This is a genomic window from Bacillus paramobilis (genome assembly GCF_038096195.1).
In the GTDB taxonomy this organism is placed as follows: domain Bacteria; phylum Bacillota; class Bacilli; order Bacillales; family Bacillaceae_G; genus Bacillus_A; species Bacillus_A mobilis.
The window spans coordinates 5,240,196-5,254,287 of sequence record NZ_CP151108.1 but is presented as its reverse complement, the minus strand read 5'-3'; the positions used below and the strand labels follow the sequence as shown (position 1 = coordinate 5,254,287).

At 35.4% G+C, this 14,092-nt stretch carries 17 protein-coding genes and 1 rRNA gene; 17 read left to right on the top strand and 1 reads right to left on the bottom strand.

All coding sequences use genetic code 11. From position 1 onward, the window contains the following. Positions 1-2: 2 nt before the first annotated feature. The 10 genes from rrf to rsmI all read left to right on the top strand — a co-directional run bounded on the left by rrf (position 3) and on the right by rsmI (position 6,811). Positions 3-118: ribosomal RNA gene (gene rrf / locus AABL52_RS26915) — 5S ribosomal RNA — on the top strand. A gap of 190 nt (positions 119-308) precedes the next feature. Continuing rightward, a complete protein-coding gene (locus tag AABL52_RS26910) occupies positions 309-488 on the top strand; it encodes a sigma factor G inhibitor Gin (protein ID WP_000837606.1) in 180 nt (59 codons plus the stop codon). 72 nt (positions 489-560) lie between these two features. Then, positions 561-1,982: an aminotransferase class I/II-fold pyridoxal phosphate-dependent enzyme gene (locus AABL52_RS26905; protein WP_341518712.1), complete on the top strand. Its 1,422-nt coding sequence runs from the start codon at positions 561-563 to the stop codon at positions 1,980-1,982. 1 nt (position 1,983) lies between these two features. Beyond that, on the top strand, positions 1,984-2,610 hold the full coding sequence (tmk, locus tag AABL52_RS26900) for a dTMP kinase (RefSeq protein ID WP_061678924.1): 627 nt from the start codon (positions 1,984-1,986) through the stop codon (positions 2,608-2,610). A 35-nt stretch (positions 2,611-2,645) separates the two neighbouring features. Beyond that, positions 2,646-3,629, top strand: a complete 984-nt coding sequence (gene holB / locus AABL52_RS26895; protein ID WP_000169569.1) for a DNA polymerase III subunit delta' — start codon at positions 2,646-2,648, stop codon at positions 3,627-3,629. A 5-nt stretch (positions 3,630-3,634) separates the two neighbouring features. Next, the gene (locus AABL52_RS26890; protein WP_000272429.1) at positions 3,635-4,462 is read left to right on the top strand and encodes a PSP1 domain-containing protein; all 828 of its coding nucleotides are present in this window, start codon (positions 3,635-3,637) and stop codon (positions 4,460-4,462) included. 14 nt (positions 4,463-4,476) lie between these two features. Next, complete coding sequence (yabA, locus tag AABL52_RS26885; protein WP_000412061.1) at positions 4,477-4,830, top strand: DNA replication initiation control protein YabA; 354 nt, start codon at positions 4,477-4,479, stop codon at positions 4,828-4,830. A 119-nt stretch (positions 4,831-4,949) separates the two neighbouring features. Further along, positions 4,950-5,690, top strand: a complete 741-nt coding sequence (locus AABL52_RS26880) for a tRNA1(Val) (adenine(37)-N6)-methyltransferase (protein WP_001055372.1) — start codon at positions 4,950-4,952, stop codon at positions 5,688-5,690. Further along, entirely contained in the window at positions 5,677-5,967 is a 291-nt protein-coding gene (locus AABL52_RS26875; protein ID WP_000414345.1) for a GIY-YIG nuclease family protein, read from the top strand. Before AABL52_RS26880 ends, AABL52_RS26875 begins: the two co-directional genes overlap by 14 nt. Next, on the top strand, positions 5,936-6,811 hold the full coding sequence (gene rsmI / locus AABL52_RS26870; RefSeq protein ID WP_097844302.1) for a 16S rRNA (cytidine(1402)-2'-O)-methyltransferase: 876 nt from the start codon (positions 5,936-5,938) through the stop codon (positions 6,809-6,811). Before AABL52_RS26875 ends, rsmI begins: the two co-directional genes overlap by 32 nt. 20 nt (positions 6,812-6,831) lie before the next feature. Here rsmI and AABL52_RS26865 read toward each other — a convergent pair whose 3' ends face one another. Further along, the gene (locus tag AABL52_RS26865) at positions 6,832-7,116 is read right to left on the bottom strand and encodes an AbrB/MazE/SpoVT family DNA-binding domain-containing protein (RefSeq protein ID WP_000843036.1); all 285 of its coding nucleotides are present in this window, start codon (positions 7,114-7,116) and stop codon (positions 6,832-6,834) included. 518 nt (positions 7,117-7,634) lie between these two features. Here AABL52_RS26865 and metG point away from each other — a divergent pair. The 7 genes from metG to sspF all read left to right on the top strand — a co-directional run bounded on the left by metG (position 7,635) and on the right by sspF (position 13,922). Beyond that, positions 7,635-9,617 (top strand): methionine--tRNA ligase, encoded by a 1,983-nt coding sequence (gene metG / locus AABL52_RS26860; protein WP_000134145.1) that lies wholly within the window; start codon positions 7,635-7,637, stop codon positions 9,615-9,617. 166 nt (positions 9,618-9,783) lie between these two features. Continuing rightward, entirely contained in the window at positions 9,784-10,551 is a 768-nt protein-coding gene (locus AABL52_RS26855; protein WP_000895839.1) for a TatD family hydrolase, read from the top strand. 194 nt (positions 10,552-10,745) lie between these two features. Beyond that, positions 10,746-11,303, top strand: a complete 558-nt coding sequence (gene rnmV / locus AABL52_RS26850; RefSeq protein WP_000692828.1) for a ribonuclease M5 — start codon at positions 10,746-10,748, stop codon at positions 11,301-11,303. After that, on the top strand, positions 11,300-12,178 hold the full coding sequence (gene rsmA, locus AABL52_RS26845; RefSeq protein WP_000651555.1) for a 16S rRNA (adenine(1518)-N(6)/adenine(1519)-N(6))-dimethyltransferase RsmA: 879 nt from the start codon (positions 11,300-11,302) through the stop codon (positions 12,176-12,178). The genes rnmV and rsmA overlap by 4 nt, the downstream gene beginning before the upstream one ends. Before the next feature lie 110 nt (positions 12,179-12,288). Continuing rightward, positions 12,289-13,152, top strand: a complete 864-nt coding sequence (gene yabG / locus AABL52_RS26840; RefSeq protein WP_001173736.1) for a sporulation peptidase YabG — start codon at positions 12,289-12,291, stop codon at positions 13,150-13,152. Positions 13,153-13,390: 238 nt separating this feature from the next. Further along, on the top strand, positions 13,391-13,651 hold the full coding sequence (gene veg, locus AABL52_RS26835; RefSeq protein ID WP_000044349.1) for a biofilm formation stimulator Veg: 261 nt from the start codon (positions 13,391-13,393) through the stop codon (positions 13,649-13,651). A 91-nt stretch (positions 13,652-13,742) separates the two neighbouring features. Then, positions 13,743-13,922: an acid-soluble spore protein SspF gene (sspF, locus tag AABL52_RS26830; protein ID WP_001985066.1), complete on the top strand. Its 180-nt coding sequence runs from the start codon at positions 13,743-13,745 to the stop codon at positions 13,920-13,922. The last annotated feature ends 170 nt before the right edge of the window (positions 13,923-14,092 follow it).

Here is a 14,092-nt window from a genome sequence, read left to right as displayed (position 1 = left end):
AGTTTGGTGATGATGGCAGAGAGGTCACACCCGTTCCCATACCGAACACGGAAGTTAAGCTCTCTAGCGCCGATGGTAGTTGGGACCTTGTCCCTGTGAGAGTAGGACGTCGCCAAGCAATTAAAAACACAAGTCTTTTGACTTGTGTTTTTTGTGTTTTCAAACAGTACGTAAAAAGAAGTAATGATAATACAAACACGTTGCCCAAGGATTAATCATATTATATAAGAGATTGATGTATATTTTTCTGTAAATTGTTAAGGAATAGGAGTATAAAATATGTCCATTTTAAATAGGGAGGAAAGGATATGAAATCAAAAAATGAAGTTTGTATTGTTTGTGAGACAGAAAGAAAAGAAGGAATATATGTTTATAATAATTTAATATGTTATGAATGTGAAAAAGATATGGTGAATACGGAGACAGATGATCCGAAGTATATATATTATTTAAAACAGCTTCGGAAATTAGAAGTATCATATTTTTAAATAGGCATATGCCTATTATTTTTTTTGTTCTGTATAATAGAGAAAGAATGAAATAATAAGGAAGAGATATAGATGAATCAAAATCGCATACCTTTATATGAGGCATTAATAGAGTTTAAAGAAAGAGGGCCGTTGTCCTTTCATGTTCCAGGTCATAAAAATGGTTTAAACTTCCCTCAGGAGGCAGTAGAGGAGTTTAAAGATATACTATCTATCGATGTAACTGAGTTGTCAGGGTTAGATGATTTACATAGTCCGTTTGAATGTATAGATGAGGCGCAACAATTATTAGCTGATGTATATGAAGTAGAAAAAAGTTATTTTTTAATTAATGGTTCAACAGTAGGGAACTTAGCAATGATTTTGTCTTGTTGCCGGGAACATGACATTGTTCTTGTACAAAGAAATTGTCATAAATCAATTATTAATGGTTTAAAATTAGCGGGAGCAAATCCAATTTTTTTAGATCCATGGATTGATGAAGCTTATAATGTACCAGTGGGAATTCATGATGAAATTATTAGGGAAGCAATTGAAAAATATCCGAATGCGAAAGCACTCATTTTAACGCACCCTAATTATTATGGTATGGGGATGAATCTAGAGGCAAGCATCGCTTATGCACATGCACATAAAATCCCCGTTTTAGTAGATGAGGCACATGGTGCTCATTTTTGTTTAGGGGGGGCATTTCCAAAGTCAGCATTAGCATATGGTGCAGATATTGTAGTTCATTCTGCACATAAAACATTACCCGCGATGACGATGGGATCCTATTTACATATAAATAGTCGCCTAGTAAAAGAAGAAAAAGTTTCTACCTATTTAAGTATGCTACAATCGAGTAGTCCATCGTATCCAATTATGACTTCTCTTGATATTGCCCGCTTTACAATAGCGCGTATAAAAGAAAAGGGACAGGATGAAATTGTCGAGTTTTTACGGGAATTTAAAGAAGGATTGTGTTCTATTCCACAAATAGCTATTTTACAATATCCATTACAAGACGAGTTAAAGGTTACCGTACAGACACGTTGTCAGTTATCAGGATACGAATTACAGTCTGTATTTGAAAAGGTCGGTATATATACAGAAATGGCGGATCCATATAATGTCTTATTTATTTTGCCTTTGCAAGTAAATAAGGAGTATATGGAGGCTATAGAGATGATCCGAGTGGCATTGCAATATTATGAGGTAAAAGACAAGAAGGAATCTATTCGTTATACTTATAAAGGGGAAATTTCTCCTTTACCGTATACATATAAACAACTGGAAGGATATGAAACAAAAGAAGTATCTGTAGAAGAATCAGTTGGGATGATAGCGGCAGAAATGGTGATTCCGTATCCACCAGGAATTCCATTGATTATGTATGGGGAAAGAATTACTTCAGAACATAAAGAGCAAATTATGTATTTAGAGAAAGCAGGCGCTCGTTTTCAGGGCAGTACGAAATATATGAAAGTGTATGATATAGAAAGTGGGTTTTAGGATGAAGGGATTATTTGTAACAATTGAAGGTCCAGAAGGTTCTGGTAAGACAACGTTAATTCAAAGTTTATTGCCATACTTTGAACAAAAAGAACAGAAGGTAATGGCGACGAGAGAACCAGGTGGTATTGCAATTTCTGAGGATATTAGAACGATTTTACATAAACAAGAATATACGATGATGGAAGCACGTACAGAGGCGCTTCTGTATGCTGCTGCACGTAGACAACATTTGGTGGAAAAAGTTATGCCAGCGCTTAACGAGGACTACCTTGTATTATGTGATCGTTTTATAGATAGCTCTTTAGCGTATCAAGGATATGCAAGAGGATTAGGTATGGATAAAGTATTTGAAATCAATCGTTTCGCAACAGAGGACTGTATGCCTAGTTTAACGATTTACTTGGACATTGAACCAGAGATTGGTTTAGCCCGAATTGAAAAAGATGCAGGACGTGAAGTGAATCGATTAGATATGGAAGATATCTCTTTTCATAAACGTGTGCGTGAAGGATATTTACAAGTTGTAGAACGTTTCTCTGATCGAATTGTATTAGTAAATGCTGATCAACCAATGGAAAAACTTATAGAAGAAGTTGTTCAGATTATAGAAGATAAATTGTTATAATAGAAGGAAAGAATGAAATAAGTGAGGTATGCATTATGACGAAGACGTGGGAGCAGCTTTCTGCTATACAACCCATCGGTGTAAAAATGTTGATGAATAGCATTGCAAAAGAGCGTATATCCCACGCTTACTTGTTAGAGGGAGGGAAAGGGACAGGAAAGTTTGCGACGGCAATTCAAATGGCAAAGAGTTTCCTTTGTTCTCAGCGGAATGGGGTAGAGCCTTGTCATGTATGTACAAATTGTAAGCGAATTGATTCAGGTAACCACCCGAACTTACATATTGTAAAACCAGACGGATTATCTATTAAGAAGCAACAAATTCATGATTTACAGGAAGAGTTTTCAAAAACAGGATTAGAGGCAAATAAAAAAGTATATATTATTGAGCACGCAGACCGTATGACAGCAAATGCAGCGAATACACTCTTGAAATTTTTAGAAGAACCGAGTAGTGATACAACAGCTATTTTACTTACTGAACAAAGTCATCAAATTTTAAATACGATTTTATCTCGCTGTCAAGTTGTTACATTTAGAGCATTACCTACGGAATCTTTAATTAGGAGATTACAGGATGAAGGTATTACGGCATCTTTATCAACACTTGCTGCACAACTCACGAATAGTTTTGATGAAGCTTTAGCTTTATGTAGTGATGAATGGTTTGCACAAGCACGAGCTTTAGTGATAAAATTATGTGAAGCGCTCGAAAAGGATAAAGCCTCTATTTTTTTTGTACAAGAAAAATGGGGAAAACACTTTGGAGAGAAAGAACAATTACAGCAAGGTTTAGATATGTTACTCCTTATTTATAAGGATTTATTATATGTTCAACTTGGAGAAGAAGATCGTCTTGTTTTTCATGAGCAGAAAGAGATGTTTGAATCTTTCTCCTATGCTCAGAAGCGCATTGTATCAGCTCTCTTTAATATATTAGAGGCAAAAAATAGAATCAACGCTAATGTAAATGCGCAGCTTGTGTTCGAACAGTTAGTGTTGCGGTTGCAGGAGGGATGACCGTTTTGTATGATGTAGTAGGTGTTCGCTTTAAGAAGGCCGGAAAGGTGTATTACTTTGATCCGAATCAGTTCGATATCTCTGAAAATGAGTTTGTAATTGTAGAAACAGTAAGGGGTATTGAGTACGGGAAAGTAGTTATTACCAAAAAGCAAGTTGATGAAAACGACGTTGTATTACCGCTAAAAAAGGTTATTCGTATTGCAAATGAAAATGATCGTACCATTGTTGAAGAGAACAAACATGCTGCGAAAGAAGCATATCAAGTTTGTCAGCAAAAGGTAGTAGAGCATAATCTTGATATGAAACTTGTAGATGTAGAGTATACATTCGATCGCAATAAGATTATTTTCTACTTTACTGCGGATGGTCGGATTGATTTCCGCGAACTGGTGAAGGACTTAGCAGCAATTTTTAGGACAAGAATTGAACTAAGACAAATTGGTGTTCGTGATGAAGCGAAGATGCTTGGTGGTATTGGTCCATGTGGTCGTATGCTTTGTTGTTCTACTTTTTTAGGTGATTTTGAACCTGTATCTATTAAGATGGCAAAGGATCAAAATTTATCATTAAATCCTGCAAAAATCTCTGGTTTATGTGGTCGTTTAATGTGTTGCTTAAAGTATGAGAATGATGAATATGAGGCAGCAAAGGAACAACTTCCTGATTTAGATCAACGTATACAAACCCCGCATGGTACTGGCCGTGTTATCGGATTAAATATTTTAGAAAGATTAATTCAAGTGGAACTAGTAGACAAGGAACGGATAGTAGAATATACGTTAGATGAGTTAGTGAATAAAGGGGTCGTTTCGAGTCAAACCACAGATTAATGAGGTGGGTGCTTGTGGAGAAAAAAGATATTTTTGCATCGGTTTCTAGTATGGAAGAGCAAATTGGACATTTATACAAACAGTTGGGAGAATTAAAACAACATCTTGCAGAGTTGTTGGAAGAAAACCAACATATAAAAATGGAAAATGAAAATTTGCGACACCGTTTTGAAAAAGTGCAGATTAAAGAAAAACAAAAAACTCAAAAACGTAAAGAAGTGAAGCCAAAGACAGCTGATATCGGTGAAGGCTACGATAATTTAGCAAGACTATATCAAGAAGGTTTTCATATTTGTAATCTGCATTATGGAAGTGTACGTAAAGAGGGAGATTGTTTATTCTGCCTGTCATTTTTAAATAAAAAGTGAAATTACCTTTCCAATGATAATTGGAAAGGTAATTTTTTATACATGAGAGTAGAATGAAATATGTTTTTATTAGTAAAAGATGAAATAGGGTAGGTTAAGTGTAAGAAAAGGAGTAACATATGAATTTATATGAAGATGAACGTTTAGATTACTTATTAGCGCAAGATATGAAGATTGTACAAAGTCCATCAGTATTCAATTTCTCGTTAGATGCTGTTTTACTTGCAGACTTTGCTTGGGTACCAATTCAAAAAGGTAATTTACTTGATTTGTGTACAGGTAATGCAGTTGTACCCCTTCTATTAAGTACAAGGACGAAAGGGAATATTACAGGTGTGGAAATTCAAGAACGTTTATATGATATGGGAATCAGAAGCGTTCAATACAATAAGTTAGAAGAAAGAGTTCACTTAATACATGGGGATTTGAAAGATATGCCGGAGAGACTTGGACGTCATCAATATGATGTTGTCACATGTAATCCGCCTTATTTTCAAACACCTGCAACGTCTGAGAAAAATATGAATGAACATTTAGCAATAGCTCGTCATGAAATTATGTGTACATTAGAGGATGTTGTATCTGCAAGTAGTCAGCTAGTAAAGCAAGGTGGGAAAGTAGCATTTGTACATCGACCAGGCCGTTTACTAGATATTGTTACATTAATGCGTAAATACAAAATTGAACCAAAACGTGTACGATTTGTTTATCCAAAGGCAGGGAAAGAAGCGAATACGTTGTTAATTGAAGGAATTAAGGACGGAAACGCAGATTTGAAAATATTGCCACCTCTTTTTGTATATGAAGAAAATAATGAATATACAAAGGAGATTCGTTCAATTTTATATGGAGAAGAATAAGCATTGTTTTTATGTAGTAGAGTGCTCTGACGGAAGTTATTATGCTGGATATACAAATCATATAGAGAAGCGGATTCAGACGCATAATAGCGGAAAGGGAGCTAGGTATACGCGTGCTAGACTTCCTGTTGTTTTAAAATATGTAGAATCTCATGAAGATAAGCGTACAGCGATGCAAGCAGAGTACTATTTTAAGCAATTAAATAGAAAACAAAAAGAAGAATATATGCAAAAAGGAGAACGCTATGTGGCAACAAAAAAGCTTTCAACAAAATGAAAAGGGAGTTTTATATTTAGTACCAACTCCTATTGGAAATTTAGAAGATATGACATTTCGTGCAATCCGAATTTTAAAAGAAGCTGATTTAATTGCTGCTGAAGATACGAGACAAACGAAAAAACTTTGTAATTACTTCGAAATTGAAACACCTGTTATGAGTTACCATGAGCATAATAAGGAAGTAAGTGGGAAGAAAATATTAGATAAGTTAGACGAAGGAAAGACAGTAGCACTTGTTAGTGATGCTGGTATGCCTTGTATTTCCGATCCAGGTTACGATATTGTTGTAGAGGCTGTAGCGGAACAGTATCATGTTATCCCGCTTCCTGGAGCAAATGCAGCCCTTACAGCGTTAATTGCGTCAGGTCTTGAAACAAAACAATTTTATTTCTATGGATTTTTAAAAAGAAATAAAAAAGAAAGAAAAGTGGAGTTAGAGAAGCTTCGTTATGTACAAACTACAATGATGTTTTATGAAGCGCCTCATCGTTTAGATGATACTTTAATCTCGATGCAAGAAGTGTTTGGAAATAGAGAAATCGTATTATGTCGAGAGTTAACGAAAAAATTTGAGGAATTTATTCGTGGAACAGTCGAGGAAGCAATTGAGTGGACGAAACAAAATGAAGTTCGTGGCGAGTTTTGTATTTTAGTAGCTGGTTCAACAGAAGAACCTGCCCCAGAAGAACAATGGTGGGAATCTATTTCGGTATATGATCATATTGAACATTATATAAACGAAAAAGGTATGAATTCAAAAGAGGCGATAAAAACAGTCGCTAAAGATCGAGATTTGTCGAAACGCGACGTATATCAAATCTATCATGTCGATAAAAAATAAGCTTCTCATAATTGAGAAGCTTATTTTGCTGTTTCGATATAATCTTGAAGTTCGTTTAAGATTTGCTCAGCGCCTTCTTTGCTTAAGATAATTTTACCTTCAGCTAAAGATAGGTTACCATCAGATACTTCACCAGTTACTTGGCAAGTCATGTTTGGCTTATATTTTTTTAAGATGATTTTCTCGTCATCAACGTAGATTTCAAGAGCATCCTTTTCTGCAATACCTAAAGTACGGCGTAATTCGATTGGAATTACTACACGACCTAATTCATCAACTTTACGAACGATACCAGTAGATTTCATAATTCTTTTCCTCCTAAAGAAATAGTTTATAAGTTTCGAGTCTATTTTCTAGATTCGTCATTTTTCGACAAAATACCCTATGGACATATGATACCAATCATTTACATTTCCGTCAATTCTTTAATGCTATATTTTTTAAAAAGATTTATAGATTTCTTACTTCTTATATATAATAGAATGTGAGTAATTTCTACTATTATTTCACTTTATTTTCAGAAAAATGTTTAAATTGTAAGTAGAGATTGTATATTTTCTTGAAATATGAGTAATAGATGATAAATATACTAATCATTAACTCGTTTTTATCACGCATTAACAAGCAATAAGATTCTAAATTTAAAGTTTGGCCGGCGCAAAGAAGTTAAGTGGGAGTCGGGCTGCTCGTAAAGCCCAATTGGTGCGGGCTAATAATCCGCGGGAGGGAACAAAACCCCGACAGATTAAAGTTTCACTTTATATATAAGTTTTTGATATACTATTTATAAATACATATGAGGTTATCCGGGAGGTCCAAAACAATGACAGAGGAAAACAAATCCTTTTATATTACTACCCCAATTTATTATCCAAGTGGAAAATTACACATTGGACATGCTTATACAACAGTAGCAGGAGATGCGATGGCACGATATAAGCGTATGCAAGGATATAATGTTCATTATTTAACAGGAACTGATGAGCATGGACAGAAGATCCAAAAGAAAGCAGAAGAATTAAACGTTACACCACAAGCATATGTGGATAACATCGTTGCAGGAATTAAAGAACTTTGGGAGAAGATGGATATCTCTTATGATGATTTTATTCGTACAACTGAAGATCGTCATAAAGATGTTGTTGAAAAAATCTTCAAGCAACTAGTAGACCAAGGTGATATTTATCTTGATGAATATGAAGGTTGGTATTCTGTACAAGATGAGACATTCTACACAGCGCATCAATTAGTAGATCCAATTATGGAAGGTGACAAAGTAGTTGGAGGAAAAAGCCCAGATAGTGGTCATGATGTAGAACTTGTTCGTGAAGAATCGTATTTCTTTAGAATGGGTAAATATGTCGACAGACTATTAAAATTCTATGAAGATAATCCACATTTCATTCAGCCAGAGTCTCGCAAGAATGAAATGATTAATAACTTCATTAAACCAGGCTTAGAAGATTTAGCGGTTTCTCGTACTTCATTTGACTGGGGAGTTCGTGTTCCAGGTAACCCAAAACACGTTATTTACGTATGGGTTGACGCATTATCTAACTACATTACAGCATTAGGTTATGGAACAGAAAATGAAGAGATGTATAAGAAGTTCTGGCCGGCTGATGTGCATTTAGTTGGAAAAGAAATCGTTCGTTTCCATACAATTTATTGGCCAATCATTTTAATGGCATTAGACTTACCTCTTCCGAAAAAAGTCTTTGCTCATGGTTGGATTTTAATGAAGGATGGAAAGATGAGTAAGTCAAAAGGAAACGTAGTAGATCCAGTCACATTAATCGATCGTTACGGATTAGATGCATTACGTTATTACTTACTTCGTGAAGTTCCATTCGGATCTGATGGCGTATTCACACCAGAAGGATTTGTGGAGCGTATTAATTTCGATTTAGCAAATGACTTAGGTAACTTATTAAATCGTACAGTAGCTATGATTGATAAGTACTTTAACGGTGAAATCCCTGCATTTAAAGCAAATGTAACGGAATTTGATGAAACGTTAGTAACGTTTGCACAGGATACATTAAAAAAAGTAGAAGAAGCAATGGAGAATATGGAATTCTCTGTAGCGTTAAGCTCAATTTGGCAATTGGTTAGCCGTACGAATAAATATATTGATGAAACACAACCTTGGGTATTAGCAAAAGATGAGAATGATCGTGAAAAGTTAGCTTCTGTAATGGCCCATTTAGCAGAAGTACTTCGTCAAACAGGTATTATGCTTATGCCATTCTTAACAGTAGCACCAAGCAAAATGTTTGCTCAGCTTGGCCTTACTGATGAAGCACATAAGTCTTGGGAAAGTCTATCTACAGTTGGCTGTATTCCAGCTGGAACAAAAGTAGAAAAGGGACAACCAATTTTCCCACGTTTAGAAATGGAAGTAGAGGTAGAATACATTAAAGAACAAATGAAAGCCTCTGCTCCTAAAGTAGAAGAGAAAAAAGAAGAAGAACCGAAGGCAGAAGAAATTACAATTGATGATTTCTTTAAAGTAGAATTACGCGTAGCTGAGGTATTATCTGCTGAGCCTGTGAAAAAAGCAGATAAGTTGTTAAAAATCCAGCTAGATTTAGGTACAGAAAAGCGTCAAGTTGTTTCTGGAATTGCAAAATTCTATTCGCCAGAAGACCTAAAAGGTAAAAAGGTTATTTGTGTAACAAACTTAAAACCTGTAAAACTACGCGGTGAATTATCCCAAGGTATGATTTTAGCAGGTGAAGAGAATGGCGTATTGTCATTAGCAACAATCGACCAAAATCTACCAAATGGTACAAAAATTAAGTAATTAAGACAAGAAAAGAGATGTTTCACGTGTAACATGTGTGAAGCGTCTTTTTTCTTTTTACACTCTCAATTTTTGCATTAAGATTGTAGTATTGTTATCGTTAAGTTTGTAAAGTGCTTATTTGTGTAGAATAAACTTGATTTCAATATAAAAGGAGTTATGTATGATGTTGTTTGATACACATTCACATTTGAATGCAGAGCAATTTGAAGAAGATTTGCAAGAAGTTATTGCACGAATGAAAGAAGCGGGAGTTACTTATACAGTTGTGGTTGGTTTTGATGAAGTAACGATAAAAAAAGCGCTTGAATTAGCTGAAGCCTATGATTTTATTTACGCTGCAGTTGGATGGCATCCGGTTGATGCCATTGATATGACGGAAGAACATTTAGCTTGGTTAGAAGAACTTGCTTCCCATCCTAAAGTTGTTGCACTTGGAGAAATGGGCTTAGATTATCACTGGGATAAGTCTCCAAAAGAAATACAGAAGGAAGTATTCCGCAAACAAATTGCATTAGCCAAAAAGGTGAAATTGCCGATTATTATACATAACCGCGATGCAACTCAAGATATTGTTGATATTCTAGAAGAAGAGAATGCGGCTGAAGTGGGAGGTATTATGCATTGCTTTAGTGGCAGCGTAGAAGTAGCAGAGCGATGTGTCGATATGAACTTTTTAATTTCGTTAGGCGGACCAGTTACATTTAAAAATGCTAAGAAACCGAAAGAGGTTGCTGCGGAGATTCCGTTAGAGAAATTGTTAATAGAGACGGACTGTCCATATTTAACACCACATCCATTTAGAGGAAAACGAAATGAACCGAGTTATGTAAAACTCGTAGCAGAAGAAATTGCGAACTTAAAAGGAATCTCTTATGAGGAAGTAGCAGAAGTAACAACAAAAAATGCAAAAGCTTTATTTGGTGTTGAATAAAAAGGAGTGGGAGAACCCATTCTTTTTTATTTTTGTGAAAAAAGAATGGCGAATGAGGAAGTGTTACAATAAGGAGAGAGAACAAAGTTTTGGACATTCTATTTTTTAAAATGTAAGAATGGGGAAAATAATAATGGAAAAGTCGTCATTTTTTTGTTTTACTAAGTAGAGACGAAACGAGTGTGGAGGCAAGCATGAAAATTAAAGAGATTATCGTTGTAGAAGGTAAAGATGATACAGTTGCGATTAAGCGTGCTGTTGATGCGGATACAATTGAAACGAACGGTTCAGCAATCGGTGATCATGTTATTGAGCAAGTTAAATTAGCGCTACAAAAACGAGGCGTTATTATTTTTACAGATCCGGATTATCCTGGAGAGCGTATTCGGAAAATTATTTCTGATAAGGTTCCTGGATGTAAACATGCCTTTTTACCGAAGGAAGAAGCACTTGCTAAAAGGAAAAAAGGTGTCGGAATTGAGCATGCTTCTAATGAATCAATTCGCCGTGCTTTAGAGAATATACATGAAGAAATGGAAGCTTACACAAGTGAAATTAGTTGGAGCGATCTAGTCGATGCAGGCTTAGTGGGCGGAGAAATGGCAAAGAGTCGCAGAGAAAGAATGGGTAAGCTATTAAAGATTGGTTATACAAACGCAAAACAGTTACATAAACGTTTACAAATGTTTCAAGTTTCAAAAGAAGCATTTGCAGAAGCTTATAAGCAAGTCATACAGGAGGAAAAAAAATGAAGGATATCGCAACGCCAAATCGTACGAAAGACATTGTTGAAAAGTACGGATTTTCATTCAAAAAAAGTTTAGGACAAAATTTTTTAATTGATACGAATGTATTAAATCGTATCGTTGATCACGCTGAAATTGGTTCGGAAAGTGGTGCAATTGAAATTGGACCAGGTATCGGTGCGTTAACAGAACAATTAGCGAAGCGTGCTAAAAAAGTAGTGGCTTTTGAAATTGATCAAAGATTATTACCAATTTTAGATGAGACGTTAGCTCCATATAGCAACGTTACAGTTATCAATAAAGATGTACTAAAGGCAGATGTACATGAGGTGTTTAGTGAGCAATTTGAGGAAGGGCAAGATGTAATGGTAGTAGCTAACTTACCGTACTATATTACAACGCCAATTTTATTTAAATTGCTGGAAGAGAAATTACCGGTTCGTGGATTTGTTGTTATGATGCAAAAAGAAGTGGGAGATCGTTTAGCTGCTAAGCCTGGAACGAAAGAATATGGTTCTTTATCCATTGCTATTCAGTATTATACAGAGGTAGAAACAGTTATGACTGTACCACGTACAGTGTTTGTACCACAACCAAATGTTGATTCTGCGATTATCCGTCTCCTAAAGCGCCCGAAACCAGTTGTAGAAGTAACAGATGAGACATTCTTCTTTGAAGTAGTACGAGCAAGTTTTGCACAGCGTCGTAAAACTTTAATGAATAATTTATCAAATAATTTAAATGGTTTCCCGAAAGATAAAGAGCTGTTGGATCGGATTTTAACAGAAGTAGGAATTGATCCAAAACGAAGAGGCGAAACGCTATCTATCGAGGAGTTTGCAACATTAAGTAATGCATTAGTTCTTCATAAATTGTCATAAGAATACAAAAGGGACAGTTCAACTTGAACTGTCCCTTTTGTCACCTTTCCTCTCCTACATTCATACTTTAAAAACAGGTAAGATGGCCTAACGAGTTTGGAGGTAGGAGAATGGCTTTACATGTTGGAGAATTAGTGGAACGATATTCTCATAATAGGGATATCCTTTTTCGTATTATAGAAATAAAAGGCGAGATAGCTATATTATTTGGAGAGGAAATTAGACTGGTGGCGGATGCCCCGCTTGAAGATTTAATTAGTATAGATCAACGAGAACATAAAAAAAGAGCGAAGCTTGAGAAAGAAACGATGGAGCGTACGTATCGATTGTTTCAACAAGATTATGTATTAATGAAACAAAGGCATGAACACACTTCAACGGGTGGATATACAAGTGAGGTGAATTATTTTCAAATGCCGGGACGTGTATTGCATATAGATGGAGACCCGTTATATTTGCGCAAGTGCTTAGACTTATATAATAAAATTGGTGTTCCTGTACAAGGTATTCATTGTAAAGAAACAGAAATGCATGAAAAGGTAGTAGATTTAATAGATCATTTTCGTCCGGATATTTTAGTTATTACGGGGCACGATGCATATACAAAGTCAAAAGGGGTAAAGGGAGATTTAGCAGCATATAGACATTCAAGGCATTTTGTACAGGCTGTTCGAGAAGTGAGAAAAAAATATCCATCATTGGATCAACTCGTTATTTTTGCTGGGGCATGCCAATCACACTTTGAAGCATTAATTCGAGCAGGCGCTAATTTTGCTAGTTCACCATCTAGAATTAATATTCACGCACTAGATCCTGTATATGTGGTGGGTAAAATTAGTTTTACGTCATTTATGGAGAGAGTCAATGTATGGGATGTTGTACGTAATACAATTACCGGTGAAAAGGGACTTGGTGGGATTGAGACGAGGGGGATTTTACGAACAGGATTACCCTTTCAACATTATGAAGAATAAGCAAGGTACATATGTATCTTGCTTTTTTGTATGGAAAGGATTTAAATCAGCTTGGATAAAAAGAGATAAGAACGCACAGACTACATAATGATACTTTTACAATATAGTATTTCTTCTATCTATTCGAACGCATAATGCTTTTATAATGATATTGTCTGTGAGTTGCGGTTAATAATTGGGATAGATATATCGTGTTTTAAGTGTTCAATCTAAATTACAGCGAGGTGTAACGAAGTATATGTCAAAACGTTTAGATGAAATTAAAAGCGAATTAGATCACCATCTTGGACAGAGACTGATGTTAAAGGCAAATAGTGGGAGAAGAAAAACAGTAGAACAATCAGGTGTACTTGCAGAAACGTACCGTTCTGTTTTTGTTGTACAATTGGATCAGCAAGAAGATGCGTTGCAACGTGTATCGTATAGCTATGCGGATGTTTTAACGGAGACAGTAGAGTTAACATTTTATGGTGAACCTCATAATGAAGTGATTTTATAATTCATGTATCGTTACATATATTCCCACAAATGAAAAGCTATATTATTTTGCATACTAATTATACCGTAGCAAAATAAGGAGGGACTCTGCATTGAGTAGACGAAGAGGTGTCATGTCAAATCAATTTAAAGAAGAGCTTGCAAAAGAGCTAGGCTTTTATGATGTTGTTCAGAAAGAAGGCTGGGGCGGAATTCGTGCGAAAGATGCTGGTAACATGGTGAAACGTGCTATAGAAATTGCAGAACAGCAATTAATGAAACAAAACCAGTAGTTGTAAGATACTTTCTATGCTACGGTAGCCGAGGAGTGATTCCTCGGCTTTTTGTACTCTAAAAGGTGCCATCATTTTACATAAGTAGTTTCATTCTGAATGCTTTTCGTTATAATTAGGGAAGTGTCATCGTCTTACTATAAATTTATGGTAAAATAAACGATAAAAGA

Excerpts from the sequence above, each read along its gene's own strand:
- metG (WP_000134145.1), top strand. The coding sequence starts at position 7,635 with ATGACAGAGGAAAACAAATCCTTTTATATTACTACCCCAATTTATTAT.
- holB (WP_000169569.1), top strand. The coding sequence starts at position 2,646 with ATGACGAAGACGTGGGAGCAGCTTTCTGCTATACAACCCATCGGTGTA.
- AABL52_RS26865 (WP_000843036.1), bottom strand. The coding sequence starts at position 7,116 with ATGAAATCTACTGGTATCGTTCGTAAAGTTGATGAATTAGGTCGTGTA.
- AABL52_RS26905 (WP_341518712.1), top strand. The coding sequence starts at position 561 with ATGAATCAAAATCGCATACCTTTATATGAGGCATTAATAGAGTTTAAA.
- AABL52_RS26910 (WP_000837606.1), top strand. The coding sequence starts at position 309 with ATGAAATCAAAAAATGAAGTTTGTATTGTTTGTGAGACAGAAAGAAAA.
- rsmI (WP_097844302.1), top strand. The coding sequence starts at position 5,936 with ATGTGGCAACAAAAAAGCTTTCAACAAAATGAAAAGGGAGTTTTATAT.
- AABL52_RS26875 (WP_000414345.1), top strand. The coding sequence starts at position 5,677 with ATGGAGAAGAATAAGCATTGTTTTTATGTAGTAGAGTGCTCTGACGGA.
- veg (WP_000044349.1), top strand. The coding sequence starts at position 13,391 with ATGTCAAAACGTTTAGATGAAATTAAAAGCGAATTAGATCACCATCTT.
- rsmA (WP_000651555.1), top strand. The coding sequence starts at position 11,300 with ATGAAGGATATCGCAACGCCAAATCGTACGAAAGACATTGTTGAAAAG.
- yabG (WP_001173736.1), top strand. The coding sequence starts at position 12,289 with ATGGCTTTACATGTTGGAGAATTAGTGGAACGATATTCTCATAATAGG.
- tmk (WP_061678924.1), top strand. The coding sequence starts at position 1,984 with ATGAAGGGATTATTTGTAACAATTGAAGGTCCAGAAGGTTCTGGTAAG.
- AABL52_RS26855 (WP_000895839.1), top strand. The coding sequence starts at position 9,784 with ATGTTGTTTGATACACATTCACATTTGAATGCAGAGCAATTTGAAGAA.
- AABL52_RS26880 (WP_001055372.1), top strand. The coding sequence starts at position 4,950 with ATGAATTTATATGAAGATGAACGTTTAGATTACTTATTAGCGCAAGAT.
- rnmV (WP_000692828.1), top strand. The coding sequence starts at position 10,746 with ATGAAAATTAAAGAGATTATCGTTGTAGAAGGTAAAGATGATACAGTT.